This window comes from Methylobacterium sp. SD274 (assembly GCF_017355285.1).
Taxonomy (GTDB): Bacteria; Pseudomonadota; Alphaproteobacteria; order Rhizobiales; family Beijerinckiaceae; genus Methylobacterium.
Map to the genome: position 1 here is coordinate 83780 of NZ_JADIJP010000015.1, position 17187 is coordinate 100966.

The following is a 17187-nucleotide window of genomic DNA, read 5'->3' on the forward strand; positions in this document are numbered from 1 at the left end:
TTTGTTCTAACGGAGAGGGCCATGGGCGTCTATCGAATCGACGAGCTGACGCCGGGCGGTACCGACGTTGTCCACATCCCCATCATGGGGCCGACACTCTGCGCTGGCTTTCCCTCGCCTGCTGACGATTTCCTCGAAGGCTCGCTCGAACTGCCGCGGTGGCTCGCACCGAACCCGCCGGCTACGTTCGCCTGGAACATCTCCGGAGATTCCATGCGCGGCGCCGGCATCTTCGACCGCGATCTTGCCGTCGTGGATCGGAGCCTCAATGCTGTGCACGATAGCGTCGTGGTCGCTGCCATCGATGGCCAGATGTCGATCAAGCGTTTCCTCGTGGACGGGAACGTGGCGCGGCTCTCGTTCGAGAACCCGGACCTGCCGGCCTTCGCGGTTGAGGAGAGCGGCGAGGCCGAGATCTGGGGCGTCGTACGGTTTTCGATTCGCTGGCACATCGCCCGGGCCGGCCTGGTTCGATGAGCCGTGCCATCGCGCTGATCGACGGCAACAGCTTCTATTGCTCCTGCGAGCGGGTGTTCGACCCGAAGCTCGCCCGCGTCCCGGTAATCGTGCTGTCCAACAACGATGGCTGCGCGGTGGCCCGCACCGCCGAGGCCAAAGCGCTCGGGATCAAGATGGGCGAGCCCTGGTTCAAGATCCGCGACCTGTGCAAGCGCGAGGGCGTGCGGGCGTTCTCGTCGAACTACACGCTCTATGGCGACATGAGCGCCAGGGCGAACGCGGTCTATCGCGACTTCGCGCCGGCTGTGGAGATCTATTCCATCGATGAGAGCTTCCTCGATCTGTCGGACGTGCGCGAGGATCGGCGCGTCGAGCTCGCGCGTGACCTGCGTGCGACGGTGCGCGCCTGGACCGGCATTCCGACATGCGTGGGGATTGGGCCAACGAAGACGCTGGCCAAGCTCGCCAACCACATCGCCAAGACGATTCCGGATCTCGGCGGGGTGTGTGACCTCTCGGACGAGGACGAGCGGGCGGCTTGGCTCTGTCGCATCCACGTCGGCGAGGTCTGGGGGATCGGCCGGGCCTCGCTGGCGAAGCTAGAAGCCATGGGCGTCGATTCCATCGCCGATCTGCGCGACCTCGACCCGCGTCCGGTCCGTAAGGCGATGACGGTGGTTGGCGAGCGCATCATCCATGAGCTGCGCGGCGTGTGCTGCCTGCCGCTCGAACTGATGCCGGCCCAACGGAAGGGGTGTGCCGTGACGCGCTCGTTCTCCAGCCGGATCGAGGACCGAGCCACGATGGAGCAGGCGGTGTCCGCTCACGCGACCCGATTGGGTGAGAAACTGCGCCGGGGTGGGCTCGGCACGAACCACGTCTCGGTTTTCTACCACACCTCCGAGCACGACCGCGGCGACCCGATGCGCTCGGTCTCGACGACTGTCACGTTACCGGAGGCGACGAACGACACATTGGCGCTGATCAAAGCGGCGCTCGAGGGTGTGACCCGCACTTGGCGCGAGGCACCAGGCGACCGGCCGTGGCGCTACAGCAAGGCTGGCGTCATCACCACCGACCTCAAGCTGTTGGAGGAATCCCAGCGCGCCCTGATCGGCCAGCTCGACCGTGAGCGCAGCGCTCCGTTGATGGCCGCGATGGACGAGTGCAATCGGCGCTTTGGGCTCGGTGCCGTCGTGCCGGCCCGGGCGGGCCTGGAAACGAAGCGGACCTGGTCGACGAAGTTCGAGATGCGGAGCCCGCGCTACACGACACAGATATCAGAGCTGCCAACGGCGCATGCGTGAGAAGAGGCGACAATACCGTTGATGCACACGGCATTTGGCCCATGCCCTTCCGCCTGCAGAGCACCAAGCGCTGTTCATCGGTACCACGTAATCTTGGAGCGGAGGCGCGCAAAACACGATCAGATTTGATCGGAAGATTTCCAATCTTCACTACCGGTCAGCGGATTGACGCCAACTGCTTTTGATGCCCGTCGTCACTTGTAAAGTTTTTAGTGGGCGCGACCACGATGCGGTTACGGCCCGCCGCCTTGGCACGATAGAGTGCCTGATCTGCTTCAATGAATAGCGCCTGAAAGGGCTGATCTGGCGTGCGGGTTGCAACACCTGCTGAGATGGTAACTGATACGACGGCCGAGCCAGCATGGACGAGTGTTCGAGCTATGGTTTCCCGAAATTCGTCAAGTCGCTGAAGCAGGCTTCGTTCGTAGCAACCGTCGGTGATCAGCGCGAACTCTTCGCCTCCAAGTCGCCCAATTCGTCCAATGGCGCCGAGCTCGCGCTGCATAATTTCGGCTACGACACGAAGAACTTGATCGCCGACCAAATGGCCGTGATTATCGTTCACTGATTTAAAATGATCTATATCGACGATCATAAGTGCCATCAGCGTCGAGCGCTCCTCAACATCTTCGAGAAGGGCCCGCCGATTTAGCAGCCCAGTTAACGGGTCAGTCTGGCTTGCCCTGAAAAGTGCTAAGTGCGCTTTGCCGATAGCTCTAGTGACGGGAGCGGCAACGACGATTACAACTACAACGGTGATGACCCAAGACCGAACTGCGGATGTCCAGCTCTGAAAAAATACAAGCTGCTGAACCACATCGAAGAGAAGCGCGACGCCAATGCAGAAGGCTGTCGTTCGGATCATATAAAATTGAAGATCACGCTTCGACGCAATGCGTAGCTTTTTAAGAGGGTTGCGGATAAGCGGCATGACATACATACACTTTGGAGCGGTACGGCGCTTACGCCTAAGGCGACAGGCTGAATCAATACCTCAGATTTAGCGTCAACGTTCAATTAATGTCCTCCCCGCTTGTCTGGTTTCTGGCGCCTCTCTAAAGGCGGTTCAGAAGCTCGATGACTGGCCTCACGTGGGATGGGGGTAGACTTACCGTGTCCTTCGTTCCGGTTTGAGAACGCAAACGAGTGGCGTGCCGCAATCCGTCCGGGCCATACTTCTTTGCTTCAACTATCAAATCTTGGACTTGTCCGCTCGCTCAGCAGCAAGCGTTTTCACCATCAGTTCCCGGATAACCTTAGACCGGCTCAGCCAGAGCGGGCAGGCCCAGCCATTCCAACGCCGCGTCGAACGATCTGAAAAGACGCTGCCGGATCGTCCCGGCGTCCTCAAGCAGCGACACCCGCCAACTCGACTTGCCTTCCTCTCGCGCCAGATTGCCGACGACCTCGCCAGCCTGGATTAGGTGATGCTCGTCAGGTCCAATGCGGTAGAGGGTCAGGGACATGGCTTCCTGACCGGCACCTCGATCGTCACCAGCTTGCCCGAGATCGGATCGAAAACGGTGAGCGTCATGGTGGCCTCCGGGCGTAGTCCGAAAGATGCCGGGGGAATGGTTAACGAGGGCTTAAGCGCGTTCCTGAACGACCGGCGGCCGGGCGTAATGCTGAGACGCTGAGATTGGGAAGTTGATTGGTAAAGGGGCGTTCGTAACGCTACCTCAGACCTCGGACGCGCTGCCAATCACTCAGGGCACGGCTTCGGGCATCGTAAAGCGCGCGAAGTCTGGTTCCCTCTTCCCCACGGCCCTCTGTTTGGGCCGAGATTGCATTGACCATCTCGTCACCAAACCGTGCCGCTAGCTCTGTTGCCCAGGCTTCGTCAGCGGCATAGAGGCGACTAGCTGTAACCGATAAGAAAGGGACGGGCCTCGGGCGTGCTTTCGCATTCATCATGCGCGCTGGTACGGCAGACGGATCATCTAGGTTTCAAAAGTGAATACAATATTTCAATCTAGTTATGGCATCGCTTGTGCGTACGCCTTCGGTGAAGGCCGCGTTCGTGGTCCCGGCGGGGTGTCAGGCGGCGATCTGCCGGCGCTGAGGCTGGGTCCAGTTCCACGGCAGCAGATCGTCGATACGCCTGGCGGGATGGTCGGGTAGCCGCGTGAGCACGTCGGCGAGCCAGGCCTGGGGGTCGATGCGATTGAGCTTGGCGGTTTCGATCAGCGTGTAGAGGGCAGCGGTACGATGACCGCCCGCATCCGATCCGGCGAAGGTCCAGTTGCGGCGGCCCACCGCGATGGGACGGATGGAGCGTTCGGCAGCATTGTTCGACAGGCAGATCCGTCCGTCGTCGAGGAACCGGGCGAAGGCGGTCCAGCGCTTGAGCAGGTAGTCGATCGCCGCTGCCGTGGGAGCCTTGGCCGAGAGCTTGGCGCGGTTCTCCCGCAGCCACGCCTCCAGGTCGGCAACGAGGGCGGCCGAGCGAATGCTTCGGTGCGCGCGGCGCTCATCGGGGGCAAGACCGTTGGCGGCGCGCTCGATGGCGAAGATCGCATCGATCCGCGTCACGGCCTCGATGGCGATCGGAGCCTTCTTTAGATCGGCCAGCTCGAAGAACTTGCGTCGGGCATGGGCCCAGCAGGCCGCCTCGCGGATCGGACCCGGCTTGCGGCCTGGGTCGTACAGCCGGCCGAACCCCGAGAAGGCGTCCGCCTGCACGATGCCGTGGAAGTCGCCGAGCCAAGTCTCGGCATGCGCGCCGGAGCGGTCGGGGGAGTAGAAGTAGGCCGCGGCCGGCGGCTCGGGTCCACCGAAGGGGCGGTCGTCGCGCACCACCGTCCAGAGCCGGCCGGTGCGGGTCTTCCCCTTGGCCAGGACCGGCACCGGCGTATCGTCGAGATGGAGGCGGTCGGCTCCCCGGACATGGGCCTCGATCCGAGAGACTAGGGGCGACAGGGCGGTGGTGACGGCTCCGACCCAGCCAGCCAACGTCGAGACGTCGACCGGCACGCCTTCATGGGCGAAGCGCTGGCTCTGGCGATGCAGCGGCAGATGCAGGCCGAACTTGGCCATCATCACCTCGGCCAGGAGGTTCGGCCCGGCCCGCCCCCGCGGGATCGGATGGAAGGGGGCCGGGTTCTGCGCGATGGTCTCGCAGTCGCGGCAGGAGAAGCGCTCGCGCACGTGCTGGATCACGACCCAGCGCGCCGGGATCCGCTCCAGAGTCTCGGTGACGTCTTCGCCGAGAGGGCGCAGGCGTGCCCCGCCACAGCAGGCGCAGGTCGTCGGGCTGGGATGGAGAATGCGCTCGCGCGGCAGATGCTCGGGCAAGAGCCTACGAGCGGGCTTGCGCTGGGAAGAGGTCGGGGTGGTATGCGGCTCGGGCTCAGCCGCTTGCGCCTCCGTCTCGGCGAGCGTCTCCTCCAGATCCTCCAACGTCAGTTCGAGCTGGTCGATCCGGGCGCTGCGTTCCGAGGAGGCCCAGAGCGCTCCCGTCGCAGCCGGGCGACCTCCAGCTTGAGCCGTTCGACCGCGATCTCGGACACGAGCCGCGCCGCTCGCTCGGCCAGGATCATGGCGTGAGCGGCAGCGAGATCGGTGGGAAGCGGCGGGGGCTCAGGCGCGTTCGGCACACACTGAGAAGAGCATATTCCTCAGCCTCTGTAACGCGTTATCCTCAGCCGACGGCGCTCGGACGCCAGCTTGTCCGCGGCATCCGCCAGTCGATGCCCGAGAGCAGGTAGCCGAGCTGCGCCGTCGAGATCGTCACGGCTCCGTCCGCCACCGACGGCCACAGGAAGCGGCCGCGGTCGAGCCGCTTGGTGTACAGGCACGCGCCCTGGCCATCGTGCCAGATCACCTTGATCAGGTCACCGCGCCGGCCGCGGAAGACGAACAGGTGTCCGGAGTGGGGATCGCGCTTGAGCGTTTCCTGGACGATCATCCCCAAGCTGGAAAAGCCCTTGCGCATGTCGGTGTGGCCGGTGGCCAGCCAGACCCGAACGTTGGCCGGCAGCGGGATCATCGGCCCTCCAGGGCATCGAGCACCCGACGCAGTGCCGCGGCATCGACGTCCCGGTCGACCTTGAGACGCCGACCACCACCGAGATCGATCTCCATGATCCCGGTCTTGCGCCGCGCTCGACGGGGGTGGGCCGCAACATCAAGATCATCCGACTGCAGAACTGGAACCGCCGGCGACGGCTCCGGGGTGATCGCGACGGGCACGAAGACCGGGGCCTGCTCATCCCCGCCCAAACGGCCTTCCCGAGCCTGGCGTCGCCACGTGAACAGCAGGCCCTGGGCGATCCCGTGCCGGCGCGCCACCGAACACACCGACACCCCGGCCTCGTACGAGGCTTCGACGATCCGCACCTTGTCCTCGAACGACCAGCGGCGCCGTCGTTCGGCCCCCTCAAGCACCTCGAGCCGCATCGCCCCGACCCGCTGACCTTGACGCCAGCATTAAGGTCAGGCTTCAGCCGAGTGCGCGATGCTGTCGACCGCGGCCATCACCGGACGCGTACGCTTGTGCCAACCAATCAAATTTGCAGGCAGCCCCGCCCAGGCCGACCCTTAGGGCAGGCGTTCCAGGCGGCGAGAACAAAAAGCCCGGCGCGCCATGACAGCGGCGGGGCTTGAGGAGAAAAATTAAGAGCCGGCTGCTACTGCACTGAACGGATGGTGACCGGATACGACGAAGAGTTGAAACACGCCGCTTACATCGCGGCACTTCACGCCTTTAAGGCATTAGCCGAGAGCCTCGGTGTTTCGAGGGAGAGTTTCGAGGTGATCTTGCGAGAGGTTGCCGCTGAAGGGACGACCTCGACTACCGGCACGTCTGAATCGCAACTCACCGCAATTCGCCGCCTTACCGTCAAGAGAGCGGCACGACAGTTTAAGGCGCCCTAGTCAAAACCAAAAACCACCCGCGGCGTGAGCCGGGCGGGTCAATAACCGTTCTTGCAGAAATTCATCTGCACGCCCCGATCGGGCCGTAAATAGCTAAGTCCCGTCCGAGTTACACTCGTTCTGAGCTTCCTCGTCCGCGCGCTTCGCTTTACGCAATGCTGCGCGAATTTTGGCTCGTCCTTCCTTAATTGCCTGAACTCGCGCGCTTCGCTTCAGCATCAGGTGAACGGACCGGTGGGGTTTGCTCAGTCATCGGCCTAATGCTTCCCGAAAGCAGTCGCGGCGATTGTCAAATGCCAAGGCCCCGACCGAGGTGAATCTTGTGAATTCACGGTGCTTTTCTATCAAGAAGACCGACCGCCGGAAAGGCATGGACCGAATCGAAAGAAAATACCCCGCTCCGGCTTTCGCCGGGCGGAGTCATATTGTGCTCTCGGGACGACCGGCACACGGGGTAGCGCGTCGGGTGGACCAGTGCCGCATGAAAAGCCCCCGCGCGGCCTCAGCCGACGGGTCATGATTACTCAGAGCACTATAGCCCTAACGAGAGCCATTATTTGGGCTTGTCGCCAGGCCCCCATCCCTTCGCTTTGATGATCTGCACGATCTTCGTCTGCATCTCGGGCATCAGGCCCTGCATCCACTGTGTCGTGCCGGCCATCTGAGCCTGAACTAGCTGGGGTTGTGCTGCGGCAAGGCGGCGGCCAGCCGGAGAGGCATAGAACGTCCCCACCGCCTGCAGATCCTCTTTGCTGAGGACACCTGCGAAGCTGCGTGCCTGGATATCGAGGAGCTCGTCGTAATGGGCCGTCAACATTGGAAGTACGGCCTCTTGAACGATGACCTGAGCCCGATCAGCTTCCTTGATTCCCATCTGTTGCATCATGCCGGCCATGGGGGCGGCCATTGAGGATAGCGTAGTCGCGCGATCCCCCTGCATCTGGGTCACGACCTCACGTGCCACCTTTAGCGTCGCCGGATCTTGTGCCGCCATTGCAGCAGGCTTGGCCGCTGGCGCTGCTGCTTGAGCAAGCGCTTCCGATGCGAGCGGAATGCACAGGGAAAGGCCTGCGATTAGGGGGCACAAACGGCCGATACGATTCTGCAAGAGGTTTCCTCCAGTTGTGGAACTGCAGAGGTAGGGCAATCCAAACGAAAAACCCGCCGCGGCGTCAGCCGGGCGGGCAAGGTCGGTCTCCAAGGCCAGAGGCTTGAGGCCATCTAGCATTCGATGCATTGGCACATTGCGGGAACGCGATGGCGTCGCGTTTCAGCAGCCCTTTTTGACGTTTCCTCCCTAGACTCGGGTCGCTCTTCGGGGCTGCCCTTCTTTTTGGGAGCCCCTCCCTAGCAGCATACCCCCTATGCGAAAAGTGGAATCCAGTACTTAGGTATTTGGGTCGCGGGCACCATACGAAAAAAACCGCCGCAGCGTGAGCCGGGCGGGTCAGTTGTTCAGAGGAGCATGAGGGAGGACAAGCTCTCTCAGCGCCATGCACGGGGTGTGCCGGGCGTTGGCGGAGGTCGCTGGCCGGCCGCTTCTTAGCAAAGCACCGGTCGAAGTCCTTCAGCCACCCAATGTAGGTCGGGCGACAAAGCGACCAATCCCGCGACGACGCCGACCGCATTTGCCCAGGCCAGCCCGATCCGGAACCGTGTCCATTTCGGCACGCCGACGCCAATGATGTTCGGTACCGCGACCAGCATGAAGATGCCGAGCGCGATCACCTTCCGATAGTCGCCGTGAAGCTGGACAAGCGAGGCATTGAGGCTGGTGAGCTGCGCCCGATAGGTTCCGCGGTCCGCGGTGGAGGCCAGGGCCGTGCCCAGTCGGGCAACCTCTTTTCGCAGGGAGGCGAATATAGAGGCATTGGCAGTTAGGGTGACAGGGTTAGTCGCCAGATTTTTGATGCCGCTGGCGGTCCCTTCGGCTTAGCCGCGCGTTCGGCGGCGGCGCGGCGGCGCGGCGGCGCGGCGGCGCAGGCGTTCCTTCGCGATCCGATCGAGCAGCCGGGCGCTGTCGCGATCGAGGTCGCCCAGGGCTTTGGCCTGGATGCGATAGGCCAGGAGCCGCACCATGAGGGTTCGGGACAGGTGCGGGGGAGTGGCCGTTCGCAGATGCTGACGCCAGCGAATGCGCAGGTGGCCCAGATCGAGAGAGACGAGCCCCTCGATCTCACGCTTGAGCTCGGGGCTGATCACGCCGGCCATCACCGGGCCTCCGTCGTGGCATCGTCGGTCAGGCGATAGGCGGTCCAACCCTCGGCATCGCATCCCTTCGTGAGGATCATCCCTCGCTTGCGCAAGCCGGTCAGGGCGGCGCGCGTCGAATGGGCGAGCCAGCCGGTGGCAGCCAGCAGGTCGGCGAGTGTGGCCCCTTCCTCACGCCGCAGCATCGCGATGATCAGCGCCTGCTTCGTGCCGGATCACCTGGACGGCGCAATATCGTGATCGCATTCAGAGTGCGATCCACGGGAGGCTCGCACGCGCAGTTTCAGAGAAGCAGATCTCGTCGTCCCTTCTCTTGAGCATGTTCGCTGAGTTTTACGGAACCGTCATCGTCGGCATGGCAACGCGAGCTCGCGACAATGCCACGACCGATATGCTTCTTTCGACGGTGAGCTTGGCAATTGAACCGCTGGAGATCGACATCTAATAATTAGCGTGGGCTACAAATTCAGGGATCCTCAGGCTGCACTACCAAACTTCGCGGCACGCAATTCCGAATCACCTCTCATAGCCACCACCGCGCCCATTTGCGGCGCCTTGGGCTGCTGGTGCGGCGCGTCTCGCTTTGCCCGTCTCTTTCTCGCCTCTAGGCCACGGCGGGATGACGACGTCGATCGGCGGCGGTGAAGCGATTTTCCTGGCTACTGCTCGTGCCTTCACGTCCTCCTCCAATTCGCGCCACCGCATTGTGGGGGACCGGTCGAAGGCCCAGCATGTGTCCTCGGTATCGTGAAAAGCGTGGGCTGCCGCCCGTAGGCCGTAAGCGATCCAGTCGTATCGCCTCAGCCGATCGACAGCCGGAGCACATGCCGTGATCACATTGGCGACAGCCGCTTCGGCATGCCCATTGGCCTGCATGCGCCGGGCGATCAGGCTGTCGACGCGGGAGGCATTGGGCCAGCGTCCCTCCCAATGCGCGAGGATGTCGGCGCGATGCGCCCAATACACCGGCGCATTCTCTGGTTCAGGCACTCCATCGGAAGGCCATCCGCACCCTAACCGCGAGCCAGCGCCTAGTCCAAGGCGGTTGATGAACGTTATGATCCATTTCTTGATCATGGATTTCAGGCGGCTGCAGAGGGTACCGGCACCGTCCACGATCTGAGCGTAGGCAGGAGACGGCTCAGCCTCTCGTTCGCGTCCTTCAGGTCGCACCCCATCTTTCCGGATTCGCAAACCGTAGCGGCCGCGCTCTGCGCCATAAAACTCACGAAGCTGTTTTGCGGCGGCTGCTACGGCTGCTGCCTCATAGGGCAATCCGAGCTTTTCAGTGGTCAGGACGACCTCATAGCGATTGTCGGCACTTTCGAGCACGAGCGCAGGCGCGTGTTCACGTCCGGCTATGCCCGCGATGCCTTCGTTCACCATGGCCGCCTCGACGAGGGCGTGAACTTTCTCGGCAAGCCCTTCACCACCGATGCACTCGCCGCCAAGATCCACCATTTGCTCGGTGCCGGTGGGCATACTGACTGATCGCCCCTGGCCTCCGTCAGCGTGACGTGAATGGGATCGACGCAGCAGCCAAGGAGGTTTCACGACTGGACACATGCCTTCTGCAGGTGACCGGCGACCTCGCGGCGAGCGGCGGGCCTGTCTGGCTACCGGCTTCGGCCGTTCGTCCCAGCGCTAGAGGAAGCGCTCGGACCCTCAGGTCGCACTGCGCATGCGGCGTTGGCCGCCGTGCGGGTGCTTTACGGCTACCGGCGTCTACACATCCTGCTGCGACGGGAGGGCTGGAAGGTGAACCACAAGCGCACCTACCGGATCTACCGCGACGAGGGACTGTCGATCCGGGCCAAGCTGCCTAAGCGCAAGCGAGCTTGGCGCTATCGCCAGGGGCGACCGGCGATCGCCAGCCCCAACGAGGTCTGGGCCATGGACTTCATGTCCGACCGCATCTTCGACGGACGTCCGTTCCGGATCTTGACCGTCGTCGATTGCCACATGCGAGAGGCGCTCTCGCTCACACCGAGAGCCAACTTCCGCGCCTACCAGGTAACTGAGGCGCTCGACGCTTTGGTCAGGCCGCGAGGTCGACCGAAAAGTCTACGGGTAGACAACGGACCTGAGTTTGCCGGTCGCATGCTCGACCAATGGGCCTACCTGAACGGGGGCAAGATCGACTTCTCCCGACCGGGCAAGCCGACCGACAACGCCTACATCGAGTCGTTCAACGGCCGTCTGGGGGCGGAATGCCTGAACGCTTCGTGGTTCCTGTCGCTGGCTGATGCCCGCGAGCGCATCGAGGACTGGAGGTGCCACTACAACGAAGATCGACCCCACACGGCCCTGGGCGGCTTGACGCCCCGAGCCTTCGCCAACCAAGCTGTCACAGCCCGAGAACTTGCATAGGCCGTGGACCACAAAGCGGGTCAACTCCAACGAAAGGACGGCCTCTAGTTCCAGGTGGATGAAGAAACGGGGGGCACGTCATCTCCTACCGCCTGCGAGAGCATCGTTATGCGACTCTGTCACAGTGCCGAACCCGTACGTCTCGAATCGATGCGAGACGAGTAAAGGGGTCGAGACTGAGCCTGGCGCGCTCGCACTGAGTGAGCGGGCCCCCCATTTAGGTTCGCTCCGACGCGAGTGCATCGAGCGGTCAAAAAAGCATCGGTGTAATTTGTCATCGGTGAGTGCCGCCTCGACCGTGACCGGATCATGTCGATGTTAAAGGTGGGCAACGGGGCCGCAGCGACTGTTGCGGCCCCGTTGCCCCGCATGAAGGTTTGCCCAGCAGCTATTCCGCCGCCATATGCGCTACACCGACGGCAGATACTCGAGCCGCACAGAACTTGAACTCCGGAATCTTGCCCATCGGATCAAGTGCCGGATTGGTCAGAAGATTTGCCGCGGCCTCGGCGTAACAGAACGGCATGAAGATCATGCCGACTGGTACGTCTCGGTCGGATCGAACCTTCAAGTGGACAGCGCCCCGTCGCGTTTCCAGTCTCATCGTATCGCCGGGTTCGAGGCCGAGTCGGTAAAGCTCCTTTGGTGCCAGAAAGGCGACCGCCTCCGGTTCGAGTGCGTCGAGGACGCCCGCACGCCGCGTCATCGATCCGGTATGCCAATGCTCCAGCACCCGGCCGGTAGAGAGCACCATCGGGTATTCTGCGTCCGGCACCTCGTCAGGCGGTACGATGGCCGCCGGTACGATCTTGGCCCGGCCACTCTCGGTCGGGAAGCCGGCGTAGAAGATGATCTCGTTTCCGGGCTTGTCTGGCGCGTCGACCGGGTAGGTCACGGCGCCCTCTCGCTCCAGGCGCTCCCAGGTGATGTTGTTGAACGATGGCATCACCTGCGCCATCTCGGCGAAGATGTCGGCGGGCCCGCCGTAATTCCACACAAGCCCCATCCGATTGGCGAGTTCCTGAATGATCCACCAATCCTGGCGAGCGTCACCCGGCGGCGAGACCACGGGTTTGGCGATCTGAACGCGACGGTCGGTGTTCGTGAAAGTGCCGGCCTTCTCGGCGAAGGCCGAAGCCGGCAGAACAACGTCGGCGTGGAACGCGGTTTCGGTCAGGAACAGGTCCTGCACGACGAGGTGGTCGAGCATTGCCAGCGCGTGACGGGCGTGGTTGAGGTCAGGGTCCGACATAGCCGGATTCTCACCCTCAACGAACATGCCCTTGATTTCGCCCGCATGGATCGCGCGCATGATCTCGACAACGGTCAGGCCATTGTTCGGATCGAGGGACTGCCCCCAGAACTCCTCGAAGAGCTTGCGTACCGCCTCTTTCTCGACGGACTGGTAGTCCGGGTAGACCATCGGGATCAGGCCTGCGTCAGACGCGCCCTGGACGTTGTTCTGGCCTCGGAGCGGGTGTAGCCCCGTACCTGGGCGCCCGATCTGCCCAGTAATGAGCGCGAGCGCTATGAGACAGCGTGCGTTGTCGGTACCGTGGACGTGCTGGCTGACGCCCATGCCCCAGAAGATGATCGAGGACTTAGCCCTTGCGTAGAGGCGGGCGACCTCGCGCAGGGTCTTGGCGTCGATGCCACAGACCGGAGCCATCTTCTCTGGCGTAAAGTCGACGATCTTCTCCTTCAGCGCCTCGAAGTTTTCGGTGTAACCCGCGATGTATTGCTCGTCGTAGAGCCGCTCCGTGACGATCACGTTGAGCATCGCATTCAGCATCGCGACGTCGGAGCCCGGCTTGAAGGCGAGGTGTTTAAAGGCATGCCGCGACAAAACCTGACGACGCGGGTCCATCACGATCAGCTTGGCGCCGTGCTGCTTCACGGCGTTCTTCAGGAAGGTCGCCGCGACCGGGTGGTTCACGGTCGGGTTGGCACCGATCACGATGATGACCTCGGCGTCCAGCGCCGCCGAGAATGGTGCAGTAACGGCACCGGAGTTCAGGCCTTCCATCAGTGCGGCAACTGAGGACGCGTGGCACAGGCGTGTGCAATGGTCGACGTTGTTCGAGCCGAAGCCGAGCCGGACTAATTTCTGGAAGAGATACGCTTCCTCGTTCGAACCCTTGGCGGAGCCGAATCCGGCGAGCGATTTGCGCCCGTGCGTGTCGCGGACCTTGGTCAGCCCACCGGCTGCCCGGTCGAGCGCCTCCTCCCAAGTTGCCTCGCGAAAATGCGTCCATGGATTGGCGGGATCGACCTGGTCGTTGGCGTCCTTCGGGACATTGTCGAGTCGGATCAGCGGTGCCGTTAGGCGATGGGGGTGGTGGATGTAGTCGAAGCCGAAGCGCCCCTTCACGCAGAGCCGGTTATGGTTCGCCGGCCCGTCCACACCCTCGGCGTAGACGATCCGCTCGTCCTTGACCTTGTAGGAGACTTGGCAGCCGACGCCACAATACGGGCACAGCGAGGTGACCTCCCGGTCGGGATAGACCGTCCGGGTATTGTGTTCGGCATCGAGGTAGGCCGAGGGCATCAGCGCGCCGGTCGGGCAGGCCTGGACGCACTCGCCGCAGGCGACGCAGGTCGAGCCGCCCATGGGGTCATCGAAGTCGAACACGACCTTGGCGTCGGCGGAGCGGTAGGCCATGCCGATAACGTCGTTGACCTGCACCTCGCGGCAGGCCCGGACACAGAGATTGCACTGGATGCACGCGTCGAGGTTGACGCTCATGGCAGGGTGGCTGAAGTCTCCGGTCCAGCGCTCGGCCGCCGGGAAACGGCTTTCCGTGACGTCGAGGAAGTCGGCCTGCACCCAGAAATGCGACGTTGGATCGTGCGAGGTCTCGCGCTCCGGCTGGTCGGCGACGAGCAGTTCGAGCACCATCGCTCGGGCCTTGGTCGCCCGCTCGGATGCCGACTTCACCTTCATGCCGATGGCGGGGGTACGCTTACACGAGGCGGCGAGCACGCGCTCGCCCTCAATCTCGACCATGCAAGCACGGCAGTTGCCGTCCGGGCGGTAGCCTGGGTCGGGCTTGTGGCAAAGGTGCGGGATGTGCGTCCCGATCCGCTTGGCCACCGCCCAGATGGTTTCGCCGGGCTGAGCCTCGACCTGCCGACCATCGAGCTCGAACGCAATCGACGACGGGGCGACCGGGCCGTCCCTCAAGCCGAACGTCCCGGTCGGATCAGGGGCGGCCTGCCCCCCCGATTTCGCCCCTTGCGAATAGGCGCCGCCCGCCTCGGGGCTCGACCCCTGCGTAGGGCCGCCGGCATCCTGCGCGCCGTCGGCCCGGATTTTGTGCCTTACGGACGTATCGTCGTGCGTTTCGGGGGCGTTGCTCATGCGTCCGCTCCTGGCTTGCGCGTGGAAAGGGTAATCGTGACCATCATTCGGCAGCCAGCGCCTTGGGGGCAGGAAAAAGATCGGGGAAGAACCGAATGACGCTGCTCAGGGGGTTCGAGGCCGCCTGGCCCAACCCGCAGATCGAGGCGTCGCGCATGCATTGGGCGAGTTCCCCCAGAAGCTCGGTGTCCCAGATGCCATCCTCCATCAGGATGCGGGCCTTCTGGGTGCCGGAGCGACAGGGCGTGCATTGCCCGCAACTCTCGTCCTCGAAGAATCGCATTAGGTTCAGGGCGGCCCCCCGAACGTCGTCCCGGTCGGACATGACAACGACGGCCGCCGATCCGATGAAGCAGCCGTATTTTTCAAGTGTGCCGAAATCGAGCGGGATGTCGTTCATCGACGCCGGCAGGATACCACCGGACGCGCCGCCCGGCAGGTAGGCCGAGAAGGTATGGCCCTCCAGCATGCCGCCGCAATGCTCATCGATGAGTTCCTGGATGGTGAGGCCGGCGGGCGCCAGCTTCACACCGGGTTCCCTCACGCGTCCGGACACCGAATAGGAGCGCAGGCCGACACGGTCGTTACGGCCATGGCTCTTCCACCAGCCAGCGCCGCGTTCGATCAGGTCGCGCACCCAGAACAACGTCTCGATGTTGTTGATGAGGGTCGGACGATTGAACAGACCGACTTGGAACGGGAAGGGCGGTTTATGCCGTGGCAGCCCTCGCTTGCCTTCGAGCGACTCGATCAGTGAGGATTCCTCGCCGCAGATATAGGCCCCGGCCCCGCGGCGGAGATGGATGCGCGGTCCGCCCGTAGGAAGCCGGGCGATTTCTCGGGTCAGGATCTCACGGGAGATCGGATACTCGTCGCGAAGGTAGATATAGACGTCCGTGGCCTCGACCACGTGGGCGCCAATCAGCATGCCTTCGAGGAAGCGGTGTGGGTCGGTGTTAAGGTAGAGCTGATCCTTGAAGGTGCCAGGCTCACCCTCGTCGCCGTTGACCGCCATCAGCCGCGGCCCAGGTTCGCCGCGCACCGATCTCCACTTGCGCCCCGTTGGGAAACCCGCGCCGCCGAGGCCACGCAAGCCGCCGTCGTCGAGCACCTGGAATATGTCGTCTATGGAAAGGTCGCCGCCTCGGAGACGGTCCAGCGTCGCGTATCCGCCGGTCGCCCAGTACGCGTCGTAGTCGATGTATTGGGGCAGATGGGCGTGGGTGTCACCGGCCTCGACGGCCGCCCGCACGGATGCCAAGTCTGCCTTGTGGAGGAAGTTATGCCCGACCTCGACGGCGGGCGCGTGGTCGCAGAGGCCGACGCATGGGGCACGCACGACACGGACCCGGTCCGACGCAAGCTCCCGCTGGAGCGTTGTCAGCAAGTCGTCGGCGCCGAACATCGCGCAGGTGATGCTGTCGCAGACGCGGACAGTCAGCTGCGGAATGTCAGCGTCGCCCTCCTTCACCACGTCGAAATGGGCGTAGAACGTCGCCGTCTCGAAGACCTCGGCGAAGGCGAGGTCCATCTCGTCCGCCAACGCCGCGAGATGGTGTGCCCCGATCTGGCCGTAGGTATCCTGGATCAGATGGAGATGCTCGATCAGCAGGTCGCGTTGGCGCGAGCGCGTCCCAAGGAGTTGCTCGATCTCGACTTTGGCATTCGGCTCGACCTGACGGCCCTTTGGCACGGCTCGGACCTTGTTGCGTCCCGTGCCAGGATGAGAAAAATTCCTGACTGTCCCTGCTGCCTCACTCATGGGCGATCCGGTTTCCATTCGTTCTTGCGGTGATTGGTGCGAGCGCTGCCTATTGGCCACCAAAGGCCCGTAGCGGCTGACCGGCTTCGGAGCGATGTTCCATCGTCACAGCACCGGTGGACGTCTCCAGCGACGCGACCCGTGGGCCGACGATGGACCGAAGTTCCGACTCGAAAGCGTCCAGGGCAGCGTTGAGACGGTCCGTCGGGCTTTCGTCCGATCCCGACTGGCCTTTTGAATCGAGGGCCTCGGTCAGTACGCTTTGAAGCCGCTCAATCAACTCTTGGGTGAGTGGTGGCTTGGCCTGCTCAACATAGGCTTGCGTCACAGCATGCGCCTGATCGGTCGCCGTGAGGATGGGGAGCTCGGTCATGGTTGGGCTCGCAAGGGTGCAAAAAGGCGGTGCATGGCGTGCCCGTTGTTTCGGTAACTCGGCATTCTGCCTCTGGCTACCCGTTAATACGCGATATATTTCATGTGGTATATCGCTTTTGCAATGGTTTCAAACTGGCGCTGCGTTGCGGGGGCAAGCCCTGGGAGCATGGCTCGGGACCGACCGGGAAGTGACGAGCTTGAGCTTTGCAGGGCGGTGGTGAGCCAGATACTCGTTATCATGGGGCATCACTGGACCGCGGTTCACGAGTTCGACGACGAGCCGGACACGGCTCGGTGAAGCGATTTGGCGGGCAGGCTCATAAAACCTCGCGGTGGTCGAGTGGGCTAGCGTTGGACCAGCCCAGAAATTGGAATCTACTCGCATACGAACGAACGAGGACCGCTGCGTTCCAGCCTTGTACGGATCGTATTGGTCGGTCGTGACGGCCCCTTCGAGCGTGCTTGTA

General features: G+C 63.2%; 14 protein-coding genes and 2 pseudogenes. 3 read left to right on the forward strand and 13 right to left on the reverse strand.

What is annotated here, in order from left to right; all coding sequences use genetic code 11:
- The first annotated feature begins 21 nt into the window (after positions 1-21).
- Together umuD and IPV08_RS14415 are read left to right on the forward strand one after the other, a co-directional pair.
- Positions 22-477, forward strand: coding sequence for a translesion error-prone DNA polymerase V autoproteolytic subunit (gene umuD, locus IPV08_RS14410; protein WP_056434691.1), 456 nt, complete (start codon positions 22-24; stop codon positions 475-477).
- Complete coding sequence (locus tag IPV08_RS14415) at positions 474-1766, forward strand: Y-family DNA polymerase (protein WP_207412348.1); 1293 nt, start codon at positions 474-476, stop codon at positions 1764-1766. The genes umuD and IPV08_RS14415 overlap by 4 nt, the downstream gene beginning before the upstream one ends.
- Positions 1767-1923: 157 nt before the next feature.
- Here IPV08_RS14415 and IPV08_RS14420 read toward each other — a convergent pair whose 3' ends face one another.
- The 10 genes and pseudogenes from IPV08_RS14420 to IPV08_RS14465 all read right to left on the reverse strand — a co-directional run bounded on the left by IPV08_RS14420 (position 1924) and on the right by IPV08_RS14465 (position 10334).
- Entirely contained in the window at positions 1924-2697 is a 774-nt protein-coding gene (locus tag IPV08_RS14420; RefSeq protein ID WP_162239928.1) for a GGDEF domain-containing protein, read from the reverse strand.
- Between the two features lie 325 nt (positions 2698-3022).
- Entirely contained in the window at positions 3023-3232 is a 210-nt protein-coding gene (locus IPV08_RS14425) for a hypothetical protein (protein ID WP_207412349.1), read from the reverse strand.
- A gap of 571 nt (positions 3233-3803) precedes the next feature.
- A protein-coding gene (locus tag IPV08_RS14430; RefSeq protein WP_207412356.1) for an IS66 family transposase occupies positions 3804-5305 on the reverse strand; the annotation gives its coding sequence in 2 pieces (ribosomal slippage) (positions 3804-5209 and positions 5209-5305; 1503 coding nt in all).
- A gap of 101 nt (positions 5306-5406) precedes the next feature.
- Positions 5407-5754, reverse strand: coding sequence for an IS66 family insertion sequence element accessory protein TnpB (gene tnpB, locus IPV08_RS14435; RefSeq protein ID WP_056434683.1), 348 nt, complete (start codon positions 5752-5754; stop codon positions 5407-5409).
- Positions 5751-6164 carry a transposase gene (locus tag IPV08_RS14440; RefSeq protein WP_056434681.1) on the reverse strand — a complete coding sequence of 138 codons (414 nt, stop codon included), beginning with the start codon at positions 6162-6164 and terminating at the stop codon, positions 5751-5753. Before IPV08_RS14440 ends, tnpB begins: the two co-directional genes overlap by 4 nt.
- A gap of 1030 nt (positions 6165-7194) precedes the next feature.
- The gene (locus tag IPV08_RS14445; RefSeq protein WP_244483701.1) at positions 7195-7749 is read right to left on the reverse strand and encodes a DUF2059 domain-containing protein; all 555 of its coding nucleotides are present in this window, start codon (positions 7747-7749) and stop codon (positions 7195-7197) included.
- Between the two features lie 434 nt (positions 7750-8183).
- Positions 8184-8369 (reverse strand): hypothetical protein, encoded by a 186-nt coding sequence (locus IPV08_RS14450; RefSeq protein ID WP_056434677.1) that lies wholly within the window; start codon positions 8367-8369, stop codon positions 8184-8186.
- Between the two features lie 204 nt (positions 8370-8573).
- Positions 8574-8852, reverse strand: coding sequence for a DUF2924 domain-containing protein (locus tag IPV08_RS14455; RefSeq protein WP_246747957.1), 279 nt, complete (start codon positions 8850-8852; stop codon positions 8574-8576).
- A pseudogene (locus IPV08_RS14460) lies at positions 8852-9052 on the reverse strand (DUF3489 domain-containing protein); the annotation flags it as partial. The pseudogene IPV08_RS14460 and the gene IPV08_RS14455, both read right to left, overlap by 1 nt.
- Positions 9053-9368: 316 nt before the next feature.
- Entirely contained in the window at positions 9369-10334 is a 966-nt protein-coding gene (locus IPV08_RS14465; RefSeq protein ID WP_156467946.1) for a hypothetical protein, read from the reverse strand.
- 115 nt (positions 10335-10449) lie between these two features.
- Here IPV08_RS14465 and IPV08_RS14470 point away from each other — a divergent pair.
- Positions 10450-11222 (forward strand): annotated as a pseudogene (locus IPV08_RS14470) (IS3 family transposase); the annotation flags it as partial.
- A 388-nt stretch (positions 11223-11610) separates the two neighbouring features.
- Here the strand turns inward: IPV08_RS14470 and fdhF are convergent.
- The 3 genes from fdhF to IPV08_RS14485 are packed head-to-tail and all read right to left on the reverse strand — an operon-like array spanning position 11611 to position 16718.
- Positions 11611-14583, reverse strand: coding sequence for a formate dehydrogenase subunit alpha (gene fdhF / locus IPV08_RS14475; RefSeq protein WP_056453869.1), 2973 nt, complete (start codon positions 14581-14583; stop codon positions 11611-11613).
- Positions 14584-14626: 43 nt separating this feature from the next.
- On the reverse strand, positions 14627-16345 hold the full coding sequence (locus IPV08_RS14480; protein WP_056434673.1) for an NAD(P)H-dependent oxidoreductase subunit E: 1719 nt from the start codon (positions 16343-16345) through the stop codon (positions 14627-14629).
- A gap of 49 nt (positions 16346-16394) precedes the next feature.
- Positions 16395-16718 (reverse strand): hypothetical protein, encoded by a 324-nt coding sequence (locus tag IPV08_RS14485; protein ID WP_056434670.1) that lies wholly within the window; start codon positions 16716-16718, stop codon positions 16395-16397.
- Positions 16719-17187: the final 469 nt, after the last annotated feature.

Bases quoted from the DNA above. Each gene is read 5' to 3' on its own strand.
- umuD (WP_056434691.1), top strand. From the start codon at position 22: ATGGGCGTCTATCGAATCGACGAGCTGACGCCGGGCGGTACCGACGTT.
- IPV08_RS14415 (WP_207412348.1), top strand. From the start codon at position 474: ATGAGCCGTGCCATCGCGCTGATCGACGGCAACAGCTTCTATTGCTCC.
- IPV08_RS14420 (WP_162239928.1), bottom strand. From the start codon at position 2,697: ATGCCGCTTATCCGCAACCCTCTTAAAAAGCTACGCATTGCGTCGAAG.
- IPV08_RS14425 (WP_207412349.1), bottom strand. From the start codon at position 3,232: ATGTCCCTGACCCTCTACCGCATTGGACCTGACGAGCATCACCTAATC.
- tnpB (WP_056434683.1), bottom strand. From the start codon at position 5,754: ATGATCCCGCTGCCGGCCAACGTTCGGGTCTGGCTGGCCACCGGCCAC.
- IPV08_RS14440 (WP_056434681.1), bottom strand. From the start codon at position 6,164: ATGCGGCTCGAGGTGCTTGAGGGGGCCGAACGACGGCGCCGCTGGTCG.
- IPV08_RS14455 (WP_246747957.1), bottom strand. From the start codon at position 8,852: ATGGCCGGCGTGATCAGCCCCGAGCTCAAGCGTGAGATCGAGGGGCTC.
- IPV08_RS14465 (WP_156467946.1), bottom strand. From the start codon at position 10,334: ATGCCCACCGGCACCGAGCAAATGGTGGATCTTGGCGGCGAGTGCATC.
- fdhF (WP_056453869.1), bottom strand. From the start codon at position 14,583: ATGAGCAACGCCCCCGAAACGCACGACGATACGTCCGTAAGGCACAAA.
- IPV08_RS14480 (WP_056434673.1), bottom strand. From the start codon at position 16,345: ATGAGTGAGGCAGCAGGGACAGTCAGGAATTTTTCTCATCCTGGCACG.
- IPV08_RS14485 (WP_056434670.1), bottom strand. From the start codon at position 16,718: ATGACCGAGCTCCCCATCCTCACGGCGACCGATCAGGCGCATGCTGTG.